This window comes from Pseudomonas botevensis, assembly GCF_019145475.1.
Lineage (GTDB): Bacteria > Pseudomonadota > Gammaproteobacteria > Pseudomonadales > Pseudomonadaceae > Aquipseudomonas > Aquipseudomonas botevensis.
Window position 1 is genome coordinate 234,073 of the sequence record NZ_JAHTKI010000007.1, and the last position, 13,533, is coordinate 247,605.

Annotated in this window: 11 protein-coding genes; 10 read left to right on the forward strand and 1 reads right to left on the reverse strand. The window is 61.5% G+C overall.

All coding sequences use genetic code 11. From position 1 onward, the window contains the following. Positions 1-11 precede the first annotated feature (11 nt). The 10 genes from KVQ74_RS12075 to KVQ74_RS12120 all read left to right on the forward strand — a co-directional run bounded on the left by KVQ74_RS12075 (position 12) and on the right by KVQ74_RS12120 (position 11,682). Positions 12-1,304 carry a glycosyltransferase gene (locus tag KVQ74_RS12075; protein ID WP_217831302.1) on the forward strand — a complete coding sequence of 431 codons (1,293 nt, stop codon included), beginning with the start codon at positions 12-14 and terminating at the stop codon, positions 1,302-1,304. 91 nt (positions 1,305-1,395) lie between these two features. Continuing rightward, positions 1,396-2,301: an AraC family transcriptional regulator gene (locus KVQ74_RS12080; protein ID WP_217831303.1), complete on the forward strand. Its 906-nt coding sequence runs from the start codon at positions 1,396-1,398 to the stop codon at positions 2,299-2,301. 223 nt (positions 2,302-2,524) lie between these two features. After that, a complete protein-coding gene (locus KVQ74_RS12085; RefSeq protein ID WP_217831304.1) occupies positions 2,525-3,835 on the forward strand; it encodes an ABC transporter substrate-binding protein in 1,311 nt (436 codons plus the stop codon). Between the two features lie 152 nt (positions 3,836-3,987). Further along, a complete protein-coding gene (locus KVQ74_RS12090; protein ID WP_217831305.1) occupies positions 3,988-4,914 on the forward strand; it encodes a carbohydrate ABC transporter permease in 927 nt (308 codons plus the stop codon). Between the two features lie 8 nt (positions 4,915-4,922). Beyond that, positions 4,923-5,753: a carbohydrate ABC transporter permease gene (locus KVQ74_RS12095; RefSeq protein ID WP_217831306.1), complete on the forward strand. Its 831-nt coding sequence runs from the start codon at positions 4,923-4,925 to the stop codon at positions 5,751-5,753. 23 nt (positions 5,754-5,776) lie between these two features. Continuing rightward, positions 5,777-6,880 carry an ABC transporter ATP-binding protein gene (locus KVQ74_RS12100; RefSeq protein WP_217831307.1) on the forward strand — a complete coding sequence of 368 codons (1,104 nt, stop codon included), beginning with the start codon at positions 5,777-5,779 and terminating at the stop codon, positions 6,878-6,880. Between the two features lie 19 nt (positions 6,881-6,899). Then, positions 6,900-8,372, forward strand: a complete 1,473-nt coding sequence (locus KVQ74_RS12105; RefSeq protein ID WP_217831308.1) for a mannitol dehydrogenase family protein — start codon at positions 6,900-6,902, stop codon at positions 8,370-8,372. 195 nt (positions 8,373-8,567) lie between these two features. Next, positions 8,568-10,064 (forward strand): xylulokinase, encoded by a 1,497-nt coding sequence (gene xylB, locus KVQ74_RS12110; RefSeq protein WP_217831309.1) that lies wholly within the window; start codon positions 8,568-8,570, stop codon positions 10,062-10,064. 13 nt (positions 10,065-10,077) lie between these two features. Continuing rightward, positions 10,078-11,016: a carbohydrate kinase family protein gene (locus KVQ74_RS12115; protein WP_217831310.1), complete on the forward strand. Its 939-nt coding sequence runs from the start codon at positions 10,078-10,080 to the stop codon at positions 11,014-11,016. 45 nt (positions 11,017-11,061) lie between these two features. After that, on the forward strand, positions 11,062-11,682 hold the full coding sequence (locus KVQ74_RS12120) for a transglycosylase SLT domain-containing protein (RefSeq protein WP_217831311.1): 621 nt from the start codon (positions 11,062-11,064) through the stop codon (positions 11,680-11,682). 123 nt (positions 11,683-11,805) lie between these two features. Here the strand turns inward: KVQ74_RS12120 and KVQ74_RS12125 are convergent, their stop codons facing one another. Then, entirely contained in the window at positions 11,806-13,107 is a 1,302-nt protein-coding gene (locus KVQ74_RS12125) for an OprD family porin (RefSeq protein ID WP_217831312.1), read from the reverse strand. Positions 13,108-13,533: the final 426 nt, after the last annotated feature.

Below are 13,533 nucleotides of genomic sequence, written 5' to 3' on the forward strand. Positions count from 1 at the left end.
AAGTCCCGTTCATGAGTCACCCCCGCCCCACGTCTGTCCTGGTCATCGGTTATGTCTGGCCGGAACCACGCTCCTCAGCAGCCAGCGGGCATGTCATGCAAATCCTCGAAGCCTTCCTGGCCCAGGGTTGGGACATCACCTTCAGCAGCCCGGCCGGCCCTGGCGAGCACAAGGCCGACCTCACCGAGCTGGGCATCCGCGAAGTGCCGATCGAACTCAACAGCAGCAGTTTCGACACGTTCGTGAGCGAACTGGCGCCGGATATCGTGCTGTTCGACCAGTTCATGATGGAAGAGCAGTTTGGCTGGCGCGTCGAGAAACACTGCCCCGACGCCCTGCGCATCCTCGAAACTTCCGACCTGCAAAGCCTGCGGCACGCGCGGCATGCGCGGCTCAAGGAACGCCTGAAGGCCAGCGACGACGCCAACGATTTCACCCGCCTGTTCGCCCCGGCCCTGCGCGAAGAATTCGAATTGATGGCCGACACAGACCTGGCCCGACGCGAAATCGCCGCGCTATATCGCTGCGACTTGAACCTGATGATTTCCCAGGTGGAAATCGACTTGCTGGTCGAGCAATTCCATCTCCCGCGCGACCTTTTACACTGGTGCCCGCTAATGGTCGACGCGCCGATCGCGTCGCCGAAGCCCTTCGAAGACCGCGCGCATTTCCTGAGCATCGGCAACTTCCGCCACGCGCCGAACTGGGATGCGGTGCTCTGGATGAAAAACACAATCTGGCCGCTGATCCGCGCCCGACTGCCGACCGCGCAACTGCATGTCTACGGTGCTTACACCCCGCCCAAAGCGACGGCTCTGCATAATGCGGCGCAGGGTTTTCATGTGATGAACTGGGCCGAAGATGCCCTGCAGGTGATGTCCGATGCGCGGATATGCCTGGCGCCCCTGCGTTTCGGCGCGGGCATCAAGGGCAAACTGGTGGACGCGATGCTTTGCGGCACGCCCAGCGTGACCACGCCGGTCGGCGCCGAAGCCATGCACGGCAAGCATGCCTGGCCGGGCGCAATTGCCCACACCGCCGAAGGCATCGCCGAACAGGCCGTGCGGCTCTACAAGGAGCCATCGCACTGGAATGAGGCCCAGGCCCGAGGGCAAACATTGCTGGTGGAGCGTTATCAACGCACGGCACACGCCGCCGCGCTGATCGAGCGGATCAATGATTGCCGGCAGCACCTGACGCAACGGCGACGGGACAACTTCACCGGCAGCATGCTGCGTCACCACACCCTGAAGAGCACGCAATACATGGCGCAGTGGATTGAGGAAAAGAATCGCGCCAGATAAACATCTGCCGCGCCCGCCGTCACGGTGCGCTGGCGCAACGGACGCGTAAAGAGGCATGATCGGTCGGCGATAACAGCCGAAGCGCCCTGCCATGACTCGAACCGCTCGCGTGACCGACCCCTCCTACGAGTTGATGGATGACCACAACGGGTTGTCCATCATCTACCGCCAGCACGGTTTTCCGTGTCCGCTGGTGCGCTGGCACTTTCACAAGGAATACGAGCTGCACCTGATCGTCGCCAGCTCCGGCAAGGTGTTCATCGGCGACTACATCGGCAACTTCTACCCCGAAACCCTGTTCCTCACCGGCCCCAACCTGCCGCACAACTGGATCAGTCAGGTCGCCGAAGACGAGGTCGTGGAAAAGCGCGACATGCTGGTCAACTTCACCGATGAGCTGTTCGAAAGTGGCCATCAGGTGTTCGCCGAACTCAAGAGCCTGGCGCCGCTGCTCGAACGCGCGCAGTACGGCATTGAATTTCGCTGCAAGCGCACCATCCGCCAGGCCATGACCCTGATGCAGCGCATTGCCGATTCCCGGGGCATCACCCGCCTCGGGCATTTTTTCATCCTCATGGAACTGCTCGCGGCCAGCGACGACTATCAATTGCTGTCCGGCGCCACTACCGAACAATTGGCCGACGATCACAACGTCGACCGCACCAACCGCGCGGTGGATTACATCTTTGCCCACTACGCCCGGGAACTGCCGCTGGAAGAAGTCGCCGAGCACCTGGGCATGAAACCCACCTACTTCAGCCGCGTATTCAAGCAGGCCACGGGGCGCAACTTCATCGAATTCGTCAACCGGCTGCGCATCAGCAAATCCTGCGAGTTGCTGGCCGATGGCGACAAACCGGTGACCGACGTGTGTTTCGAGTCGGGGTTCAACAACATTTCCAACTTCAACCGGCGCTTTCAGCAGCTCAAGGGGATGACGCCTTCGCATTACCGGCGGCTGGTGGTGCAGCGGTTGACCGAGCAGAACCTCGGCTGAACCAGAAACCTGTACGTATTCGATCCCCCTCCACCGCTGAAAACCCTTTCCCTGCGCTCCTCCAGCAAAACCTCAGTGCAAAAAAGTATCGATCAAAGTGCTAGGGATGATTTGTCTGCCCCGCGATTGAAGGTTGTAATCAGTGCACATTCTTCCTGCCCCGGAAGACACAAAAACAATAACTGTCCTTCTGTCCCCCCTGGGTGCAGAAAAGGAGTGCACGATGCAACCCACTGCAAAAGCTCTGCTTGCCCTCACCTGCATGACCCTCAGCAGCGTCAGCCTTGGCGCCCAGACCCTGACCATCGCCACCGTCAACAACAGCGACATGATCCGCATGCAAAAGCTCTCGAAAGCCTTCGAGACCGAGCATCCGGACATCAAGCTCAATTGGGTGGTGCTGGAAGAAAACGTCCTGCGCCAGCGTCTGACCACCGACATCGCCACCCAGGGCGGCCAGTTCGACGTCTTGACCATCGGCATGTACGAAGCTGCACTCTGGGGAGCCAAGGGCTGGCTGGAGCCGATGAAGGATCTGCCGGCCAGTTATGCGCTCGACGATGTATTCCCGTCGGTGCGCGAGGGCCTGTCGGTCAAGGGATCGCTGTACGCCCTGCCGTTCTATGCCGAAAGCTCGATGACCTATTACCGCACCGACCTGTTCAAGGACGCCGGCCTGACCATGCCCGAGCGTCCGACCTGGGAACAGATCGCCGAATTCGCCGGCAAACTCAATCACCCGGACAAAGAACAATACGGCATCTGCCTGCGCGGCAAGGCCGGTTGGGGTGAAAACATCGCGTTGATCACCACCATCGCCAATGCCTACGGCGCGCGCTGGTTCGATGAGCAGTGGAAACCGGAATTCAGTGGACCCGGGTGGAAAAACGCGCTGAATTTCTACGTCGACACCATGAAGAAATCCGGCCCGCCGGGCGCGTCCAGCAACGGCTTCAACGAGAACCTGGCGCTGTTCAACAGCGGCAAGTGCGCGATCTGGGTCGATGCCAGCGTCGCTGGCTCGTTCGTCACCGACAAGTCGCAGAGCAAGGTCGCCGATCACGTCGGTTTCACCTTTGCGCCGCATCAGGTCACGGACAAAGGTTCGGCGTGGCTGTATTCCTGGGCACTGGCGATTCCGACCAGCTCTAAAGCCAAGGACGCCGCCAGGGAGTTCAGCGCCTGGGCCACCTCCAAAGAGTACGGCGCACTGGTCGCCGAGAAGGACGGGATCGCCAACGTACCGCCAGGCACCCGCGCCTCGACCTACAGCGACGCCTACATGAACGCCGCGCCGTTCGCCAAGGTCACGCTGGAATCGCTCAAGGCTGCCGACCCGAGCAAACCGACCCTCAAGCCGGTGCCTTACATCGGCATTCAACTGGTGACCATTCCTGAGTTCCAGGCCGTGGGCACCCAGGTCGGCAAACTGTTCTCGGCGGCGCTGATCGGCCAGACCAGCGTCGACCAGGCCCTGAGCGCCGCGCAACAAACCACCGAACGCGAGATGAAGCGCGCCGGTTACCCCAAGTAACTCACGCAGTCCGCTCCTGCCTCCAGTGGGAGCGGGCTCGCCCGCGAAAGCGTCGTATCAGCCCATACACCCGTCGCTGATGCCGCCTTCGCGAGCAAGCCTGCTCCCACAAAAACGGCTCTTCATTTGTCTGTCGCCAATCGGTTACCGCCATGAATACTTCAACTGCCAAAGCCCACATCGACCTGTCCCGGCCACAACGCAAAGTCCGCGTGGCCAATCCGGGCTGGTTTCTGGTCAGCCCCTCGGTGGCCCTGTTGCTGCTGTGGATGATCGTGCCGCTGGGCATGACCGTCTACTTCTCGATGATCCGCTACAACCTGCTCTACCCCGGTGAAAACGAGTTCGTCGGGCTGGACAACTTCACCTACTTCCTGACCGACTCCGGGTTCCTGCCCGGCGCTACAAACACCTTGTTGCTGGTGGGCAGCGTGCTGTTGATCAGCGTGGTGTTCGGTGTGCTCATCAGTGCGTTGCTTGAGGCCAGCGAGTTCCTCGGTCGCGGGATCGTAAGGGTGATGCTGATTTCGCCGTTCTTCATCATGCCCACCGTCGGTGCGCTGATCTGGAAAAACCTGATCTTCCATCCGGTGTCGGGAATCCTTGCCTACATCTGGAAGCTGTTCGGCGCGCAACCCGTGGACTGGCTGGCTCACTACCCGCTGCTGTCGATCATCATCATTGTCTCGTGGCAGTGGCTGCCCTTCGCGATCCTGATCCTGATGACCGCCATGCAGTCCCTCGACCAGGAACAGAAAGAAGCCGCCCGCCTCGATGGCGCCGGCCCGATCGCGATCTTCTGGCACCTGACCCTGCCGCATCTGGCACGACCGATCGCGGTGGTGGTGATGATCGAGACGATCTTCCTGCTGTCGGTGTTCGCCGAGATTTTCACCACCACCAACGGCGGCCCCGGCTACGCCTCGACCAACCTCGCCTACCTGATCTACAACCAGGCGCTGGTGCAGTTCGACGTCGGCATGGCCTCGGCGGGCGGCCTGATCGCCGTGGTCATCGCCAACATCGCCGCGATCATTCTGGTGCGGATGATCGGCAAAAACCTGACTGACAAAGCCTGAGGCCTGCCATGACTCTTCAACAATCCCGTCGTCTGCAAAGCCTGCTGACCGGCACCCTGGCCTGGGCCATCGCGGTCGTGATTTTCTTCCCGATCTTCTGGATGGTGCTGACCAGCTTCAAGACCGAAATCGACGCCTTCGCCACGCCGCCGCAGTTCATCTTCACGCCGACGCTGGAGAACTACCTGCACATCAACGAGCGCAGCGACTACTTCAGCTTCGCCTGGAACTCGGTGGTGATTTCCTTCAGCGCCACCGCCCTGTGCCTGCTGATCGCGGTGCCGGCGGCCTACTCCATGGCGTTCTACGAAACCCAGCGCACCAAGGGCACGCTGCTGTGGATGCTCTCGACCAAGATGCTGCCGCCGGTGGGCGTGCTGATGCCGATCTACCTGCTGGCCAAGAGTTTCGGCCTGCTCGACACACGCATCGCGCTGATCGTGATCTACACGCTGATCAACCTGCCGATCGTGGTCTGGATGATTTACACCTACTTCAAGGACATCCCCAAAGACATCCTCGAAGCCGCCCGCCTCGACGGCGCGACCCTGTGGCAGGAAATGCTCCGGGTGCTGCTGCCGATTGCCAAGGGCGGACTGGCTTCGACCGTGCTGCTGTCGCTGATCCTGTGCTGGAACGAGGCCTTCTGGTCGCTGAACCTGACCTCATCGAAAGCCGCGCCACTGACCGCGCTGATCGCCTCGTACTCAAGCCCTGAAGGGTTGTTCTGGGCCAAGTTGTCGGCCGTCTCGACCCTGGCTTGCGCGCCGATCCTGATCTTCGGCTGGATCAGCCAGAAACAACTGGTGCGCGGCCTGTCGTTCGGCGCCGTCAAATAAGAATTCGCATGAGGAGCGCCACCATGGCCAACCTGAAAATCAAGAATCTGCAAAAAGGCTTCGAAGGCTTTTCCATCATCAAGGGCATCGACCTTGAAGTGAACGACAAGGAGTTCGTGGTGTTCGTCGGCCCGTCGGGCTGCGGCAAATCCACCCTGCTGCGCCTGATCGCCGGCCTTGAAGAAGTCAGCGGCGGCACCATCGAACTGGACGGCCGCGACATCACCGAAGTCAGCCCGGCCAAGCGCGACCTGGCGATGGTCTTCCAGACCTACGCCCTGTACCCGCACATGACCGTGAAAAAGAACATGTCGTTCGCCCTCGATCTGGCGGGCGTGCCGAAAGCCGAAGTCGAGAAGAAAGTCGGCGAAGCGGCGCGCATTCTCGAACTGGGGCCGATGCTCGAGCGCAAGCCGAAACAGTTGTCCGGCGGCCAGCGTCAGCGTGTGGCCATCGGCCGGGCGATCGTGCGCAATCCGAAAATTTTCCTGTTCGACGAACCGCTGTCCAACCTCGACGCCGCCCTGCGGGTGCAGATGCGCCTTGAGTTGCTGCGCCTGCACAAAGACCTGCACGCGACCATGATCTACGTGACCCACGACCAGGTCGAAGCGATGACCATGGCCGACAAGGTCGTCGTGCTCAATGGCGGCAAAATCGAGCAGGTCGGCTCGCCGCTGGACCTGTATCACAACCCGGCCAACCTGTTTGTCGCAGGCTTCCTCGGCACGCCGAAAATGGGCTTCCTCAAAGGCAAGATCGCCCGCATCGACGGCCAGAGCTGTGAAGTCTCGCTGGACGCCGGCACCCGCATCACCCTGCCATTCAACGCCTCGAACCTGAGCGTCGGCAGCGCCGTGACCCTCGGCATCCGCCCGGAACATCTGGAACTGGCGCAGCCGGGCGACTGCAGTCTGCAAGTCACCGCCGACGTCAGCGAACGCCTGGGCAGCGACACCTTCTGCCACGTCAAGACCAACGCCGGCGAAGCCCTGACCATGCGCGTACGCGGCGACCTGGCGAGCCGTTACGGCGAGCAATTGAACCTGCACCTGGACGCCAGCCATTGCCATCTGTTCGATGCCGAAGGCGTTGCGCTGACCCGCCCGCTGCGTGCTGCGGCCTGATTTTTCCGAGACTTGCCCCATGAAACTGAACAAACAGAACCTCCACCGACTCGCCGCCGAAGTGCAGCTGCCGGCCTACAGCCTCAGTGACACCCGCCAGGGCATCGCGCACATCGGCGTCGGCGGCTTCCATCGCGCGCATCAGGCGTATTACACCGACGCCCTGATGAACACCGGCGAGGCGCTGGACTGGGCGATCTGCGGTGTCGGCCTGCGCGCCGAAGATCGCCGTGCCCGAGACGATCTCAAAGAACAGGACTACCTGTTCACCCTGTTCGAACTCGGCGACAGCGACGCCACCGAAGTGCGCGTCATCGGCGCCATCCGCGACATGCTGCTGGCCGAAGACAGCGCCCAGGCGCTGATCGACAAACTCGCCGATCCGCAGATCCGCATCGTCTCGCTGACCATCACCGAGGGCGGCTATTGCATCGACGACAGCAACGGCGAATTCATGGCTCACTTGCCACAGATCCAGCACGACCTGGCCCACCCGGATGCGCCGAAAACCGTCTTCGGTTTCCTCTGCGCAGCGCTGGCGAAGCGGCGTGCGGCGGGCATTCCGGCGTTCACGCTGATGTCCTGCGATAACCTGCCGCACAACGGCTCTGTCACCCGCAAGGCCCTGCTGGCATTCGCCACCCTGCGCGATGCTGACCTGCGCGACTGGATCGACGCCAACGTCAGCTTCCCCAACGCCATGGTCGACCGCATCACCCCGATGACCAGCACTGCACACCGCCTGCAACTGGCGGACAAGCATGCGGTGGACGACGCCTGGCCGGTGGTCTGCGAGCCGTTCGTGCAGTGGGTGCTGGAAGACAAATTCGTCAACGGTCGCCCGGCCTGGGAAAAGGTCGGCGTGCAATTCACCGACGACGTCTCGCCCTACGAAGAGATGAAAATCAAACTGCTCAACGGCAGTCACCTGGCGCTGACGTATCTGGGGTTTCTCAAGGGTTACCGCTTCGTCCACGAGACCATGAGCGACCCGCTGTTCGTGCGTTACATGCGGGCTTACATGGACCTGGACGTGACCCCGCAACTGGCGTCGGTGCCGGGCATCGACCTGACCGAGTACAAGAACACGCTGGTGGCGCGGTTCTCCAATCAGGCGATTGCCGATCAACTTGAGCGGGTGTGTTCCGATGGTTCGTCGAAGTTTCCCAAGTTCACCATCCCGACGATCAACCGACTGATTGCCGATGGGCGGGAGACCAAACGTGCGGCGTTGGTGGTGGCGGCCTGGGCGCTGTATCTGAAGGGTGTGGATGAGAATGGCGACACTTACTCGATTCCGGATCCTCGGGCGGCGTTCTGTCAGGCGTTGGTGGCGGAGGATGCGCTGATCACTGAACGTTTGCTGGGGGTTGAGGAGATTTTCGGGGTGGCGATACCGCGTTCGAAAGAGTTTGTGGCGGCGTTTGAGTGGTGCCTGACCAGTTTGCGGGAAGAAGGCGTGACACGGACGCTCGAGCGTATTCTGGCCTGAAAGCCCCTCACCCTGGCCCTCTCCGGGGGGAGAGGGAACTGACCGAAGTGTTCTCTGGCGCTACACCGACCTGAAAGTCCGGAGTCGAACTTAAAACTTGAAAAGCATCGAGATCTGCTCCCTTTCCCCCTCTCCCTTAGGGAGAGGGTCGGGGTGAGGGGCTCTTGATCTTCACGGAATCAGACAGGTTCACTCATGAACAACCAACAACTCTTCCTGGGTATTGACTGCGGCACCCAGGGCACCAAGGCGATCATTCTCGACGCCGCCAGCGGCCAGGTCCTCGGCCTGGGCGCCGCCGAACACACGATGATCAGCGGCGCCAACGGCCGCCGCGAACAGGACACCCACCAGTGGCTGCAAGCCTTCGCCCTCGCCACCCGCCGCGCCTTGCTCGCAGCGAGCGTCGATGGCCAGTCGATCCTCGGCATCGGCGTCTCCGGCCAGCAACACGGTCTGGTACTGCTCGATGACCAAGGCCAGGTGCTGCGCCCGGCGAAACTCTGGTGCGACACCGAAACCACGGCGGAAAACGATCGCCTGCTCACCCATCTGGGCGGTGAAAGCGGTTCGCTGGATCGCCTCGGCGTGGTCATCGCGCCGGGCTACACCCTGTCCAAACTGCTCTGGACCAAGGAGCAGCACCCCGCCGTGTTCTCTCGGATCGCGCGGATTCTGCTACCCCACGACTACCTCAACTTCTGGCTCACCGGCCGCAGTTGCAGCGAATACGGCGACGCCTCCGGCACCGGTTACTTCAACGTCCGCACCCGGCAATGGGATCTGCAACTGCTGCGCGACATCGACCCCAGCGGACGCCTGCAAGCGGCGCTGCCGGAGCTGATCGACGCCCATCAACCGGTGGGCACGATCCTGCCGGCGATTGCCGAGCACCTGGGCCTCAACCGCAATGCCGTGGTTTCCAGCGGGGGCGGCGACAACATGATGGGCGCCATCGGCACCGGCAATATTCAGCCGGGCGCGATCACCATGAGCCTCGGTTCCTCCGGCACGGTGTACGCCTACGCCGAGGCGCCGAAGGTCAGCCCGGATGCTTCGGTCGCAACCTTCTGCTCCTCCAGCGGCGGCTGGCTGCCGCTGATCTGCACCATGAACCTGACCAACGCCACCGGTGCGATCCGCGACCTGTTCAACCTCGATCTCGAACAGTTCAACGCCCTGGTGGCCCAAGCCCCGATCGGGGCCGAAGGCGTGAGCATGCTGCCGTTCCTCAACGGCGAGCGGGTGCCCGCCCTGCCCCATGCCACCGGCAGCCTGCACGGCCTGACCCTCGACAACCTGACTCAGGCCAACCTGTGTCGAGCCGCCGTCGAGGGCACCACCTTCGGTTTGCGTTATGGACTGGATCTGTTGCGCCAGAATGGTTTACAAAGCCGCAGCATCTGCCTGACCGGCGGTGGTTCGAAAAGCGCGGTGTGGCGGCAGATCGTCGCCGACATCATGAACACCCCGGTGATCTGCACCGAACAAAGCGAAGCCGCCGCCCTCGGCGCGGCGATTCAGGCGGCGTGGTGCAAATCCTGGTCGAACGGCCACGAAGACACCCTGGCCGACCTGTGCGAGCGCTGCGTGAAGCTCGACCCGAACAGTGAAACCCTGCCGGTTGCCGCCAGTGTCGCGGCCTTCGAGCAGGCCTATGAACGCTATCGACAGCATGTCGCAACCTTATAAAGAGCAAACAACTATGTACCTGGTGTGTGGCGAAGCCCTGTTCGATTTCTTCAGCGAAGACGATGCCAGCGGCCTGGCATCGAAAGTCAATTTCAAGGCGATTGCCGGTGGTTCGCCGTTCAACGTCGCGGTGGGTTTGCGCCGCCTGGGCGTGGACTCGGCGCTGCTCGCCGGGCTGTCCACCGACTACCTCGGCCGACGCCTGCAGAAGGTGCTGCAGGAAGAAGGCGTGCGACCGGACTACCTGCTCGACTTCGCCGCACCGACCACCCTGGCAATGGTCGCGGTGGGCGCCAATGGCTCGCCGCATTACAGCTTCCGGGGCGAAGGTTGCGCCGATCGGCAACTGAGCCTGGCGCATCTGCCAACATTGGGCAGCGACGTGCGCGGCCTGCACATCGGCTCGTACTCGCTGGTGGTGCAGCCGATTGCCGACACCCTGCTCGCGCTGGTCCGGCGTGAAAGCGGCAAACGCCTGATCAGCCTCGACCCGAACGTGCGCCTCAACCCCGAGCCGAACATCGAACTGTGGCGCGAGCGGATCGCCACGCTGGTGCAACTGGCGGATCTGATCAAGGTCAGCGACGAGGACCTGAGCCTGCTGTACCCCGAGCAGGATCCGCAGCGGGTCATCGAAGGCTGGCTGGAGCATCGTTGTCAGGTGGTGTTCCTGACCCGTGGCGGTGAAGGTGCGACGGTGTTCAGTCGTGCCCATGGTTCGTGGTCGGTGCCGGCCAGTGCGGTGAAGATCGCCGATACCGTCGGCGCGGGCGACACCTTCCAGGCCGCGCTGATTACCTGGCTGACCGAGCACGGACTGGACTCGGTCGAAGGCGTACAGCACCTGAGCCGCGAGCAGATCGACGGCATGCTCAGGTTCGCCGTGCAGGCCGCCGCGCTCACCTGCAGCAAAACAGGTCCGGATTTGCCCTATCGTCACCAATTGACCTGAGCGCGTAGAATGCCGGCCCTTTCTCGCATGACGGAATGACGGCTTTTGAATTCAGGAAGAACGGTTGGACTCTTGATACTGGCGGCGCTATTGAGCGGATGCGGCACTTCACCGCCGCGTTCGCCGGAAAACATCTGCGAGATTTTCCGCGAAAAAAGCGACTGGTATGACGCCGCGCAAGTCACGCAGAAGCGCTGGGGCGTACCGATCCAGGTGCCGTTCGCGATCATGTATCAGGAGTCCGGCTACCGCTACGACGCCAAGACGCCGCGCAAATACCTGCTGTGGGTCATCCCCTGGGGCCGGGTATCGACCGCCTCGGGCTACGCCCAGGCCAAGGATGAAGTCTGGTCCGACTACCAGAAAAGCACCGGCCGACATGGCGCCGACCGCGAAGACTTCGACGATGCCATCGACTTCGTGGGCTGGTACATGGACAAGACCACCTCGATCAACGGCGTCTACAAGTACGACGCCTACCGCCAGTACCTCAACTACCACGAAGGCTGGGGCGGTTATCGCAACAAGACCTACGCCAGCAAAGCGTGGCTGATGACCACCGCCGGCAAGGTGCAGAACCGCTCCAACGTCTACGGCCAGCAATACGCAGGCTGCAAGGACGACCTCAATCGCGGCTGGTGGAGCCGGTTCTGGCATTGGCTGTGATGATGCGTGGGAGCCGGCGGTGCGACGGTTCCCACAAAGGCATGGCGGCACACACAAAGCATGTGGGAGCCGGGCTAGCCCGCGAAGGCGCCAGGCACGGCCCGGCCAGCGCAAAATGACCGGTTACAACACTGAAAAGTTGTAACTCACAATCAACCGGGTCTCATCCACATCCCGGGCAAACTGTTCGTAGTTGGTGCGATAAGTCGCATTGCGCAAACGCAGGCTGACGTCCTTGAATGTGCCGGTCTGGATCACGTACTTCAACTCGCTGTCACGTTCCCACTCCCTCCCTTCCTGCTCACTGCCCGGCACCTTGATGTGGTCGCCGTTGACGTAACGGGTGAGGAAGCTCAGGCCATTGATGCCGATCGCCTTGAAGTCATAGTCATAACGCAGCTGCCAGGAACGCTCCTGAGCGGCGGCGAAGTCGTTGACCTGCACATAGTTGACCAGATACGGATTGGAGCCATCGAGGTACGGCATCGAGTTGTCGCCGTTCATCCGCTGCCAGCCGGCGCTGAAGGTGTGGCCGCTGACGCCGTAAGACAACAGGCCGCTCAATGCACGGTTATCGATGGAGCCGGCGCGGGCGTTACCGCTGTCGGTACTTTTCAGCACGCGCAGATCCGCCTTCAATACACCGTCGCCCAACGGCTGATTGGCCAACAGACCCACGAAGTGTTGACGGTAAATGTCTTCCAGCTCCGCGTAGTGATACTGCGCGGTCAGGCGATCGTTGATCTTGTAGTCCAGGCCGTACATGTCGAAATGATCGGCAGTGGTGTTGCAGGCGTAGCGCTTGTTCTTGCAATGCACGCGGATGTCTTGCGAATCCGTGGAGTCCCGCGCGGTGTACTTGTCCAGACGCGCGGCCATGAAGGTCAGGTCCTTGACCTCTTTGGAGGTCAGCATTGCGCCGTTGAACATGGTTGGCAGCAGTCGGCCGTCGTTGTACTTGAGCAACGGCAGATCCGGCAGCAGCGCACCGTATTTCAACACCGTATCCGAGACTTTCACCTTGGCGGTCAGACCCATTTTCGCGTACTGGCCTTTCGAACCGCGCGGGTTCTCGCCGCTGGATGGCAACAGGCCGCTGTTGCTGCGATCCGGGCTGGAATCGAGTTGGAATCCGAGCATGCCCAATGCATCGATACCGAAGCCGACCGTGCCTTCGGTGTAGCCCGATTGCAGATTGAGAATGAAGCCCTGCGCTGACTCTTCACGCTTGGACGCGCCCTGATCATTGGAGGTATGCCCATCACGGAAATCGCGGTTGAAATAAACCGTGCGCGATTCGATCTTCGCCGTGGTGTCTTCGAGAAAACCGTTGGCCTGAACCTGTGCGCTGAAACCGGCGCACAGCACCAGGGCACCGAAGCCCAATGACGGACGCGGGGTGATGGGAAGAAATGGGGGACGCATGTAAAACTCCAACCAGACAGCTTCTGCGCGGGGGCGCAATCAGCCGAAAAAATAACTCCCGTCCCGGATCAGCGATGAACCGGGAGGAAGTGAAAACGCAGGGGTGAACGGCAATGATGGCAGATGGCTTTGACGGGCCAAAGACGACTTTAGTCTGAAACTGACTGGTTGTTCTTGAGTACCCGGCCCGCCGTGACCAGCCGAGCAATGGCGATGCGTCGTGTGAAAGTGCCCGTTTTCATTGGGCGAAACACCCGTCCTAGGGGAATTCCCTACCCGTGGGACGGGAATTGCCTACGGCATTTTCGGGTTGTACGAGGTCGGCTAATCCTGCAACATCCGTCCCCTGCTTATTCAATGGACGGAATTCAAGGCATGCTGGACGCCAATGCTACCCACATCACCCTCACGCTCGAAGGCGCCTCC